Raw genomic sequence first — 2,053 nt, forward strand, 5'->3', positions numbered from 1 at the left:
TCATGATCGTCGCCGGATTGCTGTTCACCAGCACGACGCGATAGCCGTCTTCCTTGAGCGCCTTGATCGCCTGGGTGCCCGAATAGTCGAACTCGCAGGCCTGGCCGATAATGATCGGGCCGGCGCCAATGACGAGGATCGAGGAGATGTCGGTGCGTTTGGGCATTCAGAAGTGCTTTGCTATCAGAGCGGTGGAAGCCCTTCCCTAAGGGGAAGGGAGTTTTGGTGGATCGAGGAGATGTCAGTACGTTTGGGCATTAATCGAGCATCCCCACAAACTTCTCGAACAGGCAGAAGCTGTCCATCCCAACCCTCTCCCGCAAAGAGGAGAGGGATTCTTGGTCCAACCTGCCGTCACCCCAACATCCCCACGAATTTCTCGAACAGGTAGAAGCTGTCCATCGGGCCGGGCGATGCCTCGGGGTGATACTGGACGCCGAAGGCGCGCTTGCCCTTGATCGAAATTCCGCAATTCGAACCGTCGAACAGGCTCTTGTGGGTCTCGATCACATTGTCCGGCAGGGTCGCGGCATCGACCGCGAAGCCGTGGTTCATGCTGGTGATCTCGACCAGGCCCTCGGTCGCATCCCACACCCCTCCGACCCGCTGGACCGGGTGGTTCGCCCCGCGATGGCCCTGGAACATCTTGACCGTCTTCGCCCCTGCCGCGAGCGCGAGCAGCTGGTGCCCCAAGCAGATTCCGAAGATCGGGATGTCCCGGTCGAGCAAGCCCTTGATCACCGGCACCGCATATTCGCCGGTCGCCGCCGGATCGCCCGGGCCGTTCGAGAGGAATACGCCCGCGGGTTCGAGCGCGAGGATATCCTCGAGCGAGGTCTCCGCCGGGACCACGGTGACCTTCGCCCCGGCCTTCACGAGGTTGCGGAAGATATTGTCCTTCGCCCCGTAATCCACCGCAACGACATGCGGGCGGCCCCCGGAATCCTTGCCCCCCTCGCCGGTCTCGTAGCCCTCGCCCAGCTTCCAGGCGCCGCCGTCCCAATCCTCGCGGTCGCTGCGGCTGACGATCCGGGCCAGGTCCATGCCTTCGAGGCCGGGCCAGTCCTGCGCGCGCTTGAGCAGCGCCTTGATGTCGAACTTGCCGCTCGGCTCATGCGCGATCACCGCATTGGGCGCGCCCGAGGTACGGATCCGCCGGGTCAGCGCCCGTGTATCGACACCCGACAGGCCGATCTTGCCGTTATCCTCCAACCACTGGGTGAAGGTGCGGCGCGAGCGGAAATTGCTCGGCGCGGTGACCTCTTCGCGGACCACGCAGCCGACCGCGCTGTCGACCCCGTGCGATTCGACGTCCTCGTCATTCGCGCCGACATTGCCGATATGAGGGAAGGTGAAGGTGACGATCTGCCCGGCATAGGAGGGATCGGTCATCACCTCCTGGTAGCCGGTCATGGCGGTGTTGAAGCAGACTTCGCCCACCGCGCTGCCGCTCGCCCCGAAACCCCGGCCCCAGATCAGCGAACCGTCGGCCAGGACGAGGACTCCCGTCGCGCCCTTGGGTTGCGCGTGCGAGGATGCGGGGTCGGCCATATGGCGCTCCGTTGGCTTGGGTTTTCGGCGATGTGCGCTAAGGCTCGGCGGCTAGACGCGCCAGTGCTTCGCGTCAACCGCTTGAAGCGACAAAACTTGCACTGGTCGCGGCGAGGCCTACATCCGGGTCCAATCATCCACAGGAAAGTGCTGGAAAAATGCTCCGCGATACGATCAAAGCCGCGCAAGTCTCCGCGATGAAGGCCGGCGACAAGCCGCGCCTCGCCGCCGTTCGCCTGATCCTCGCCAAGATCAAGGACCGCGATATCGAACTCAGGACCGGCAAGCCCCCCGAGAACGACGACGACCTGGTGATCGAGGTGCTCCAGAAAATGGCCAAGCAACGCCGCGAATCGATCGAGCTCTACCAGCAGGGCGGCCGCCAGGAGCTGGCCGACCAGGAACAAAGCGAGCTGGCGGTGATCGAGGAATTCCTTCCTGCGCAGATGTCTGACGATGAGATCAATGGAGCGATCGCGGCGATCAAGGCCGAACTCGGCGC

The 2,053-nt window shown here is 63.7% G+C and carries 3 protein-coding genes; 1 reads left to right on the forward strand and 2 read right to left on the reverse strand.

What is annotated here, in order from left to right; translation table 11 throughout:
- Together AC16XC_RS13145 and carA are read right to left on the reverse strand one after the other, a co-directional pair.
- On the reverse strand, positions 1-166 hold a 166-nt coding region (locus tag AC16XC_RS13145), incomplete at its 3' end, for a carbamoyl phosphate synthase preATP-grasp domain-containing protein (protein ID WP_484035118.1).
- Between the two features lie 188 nt (positions 167-354).
- The gene (carA, locus tag AC16XC_RS13150; protein ID WP_484035116.1) at positions 355-1,551 is read right to left on the reverse strand and encodes a glutamine-hydrolyzing carbamoyl-phosphate synthase small subunit; all 1,197 of its coding nucleotides are present in this window, start codon (positions 1,549-1,551) and stop codon (positions 355-357) included.
- Positions 1,552-1,709: 158 nt separating this feature from the next.
- On the opposite strand from carA, the gene AC16XC_RS13155 reads away from it, so the two are divergent.
- The coding region (locus AC16XC_RS13155; protein ID WP_484035117.1) for a GatB/YqeY domain-containing protein at positions 1,710-2,053 on the forward strand (344 nt) is incomplete at its 3' end.

This window comes from Candidatus Andeanibacterium sp., from assembly GCF_057143545.1.

Excerpts from the sequence above, each read along its gene's own strand:
- carA (WP_484035116.1), bottom strand. The coding sequence starts at position 1,551 with ATGGCCGACCCCGCATCCTCGCACGCGCAACCCAAGGGCGCGACGGGA.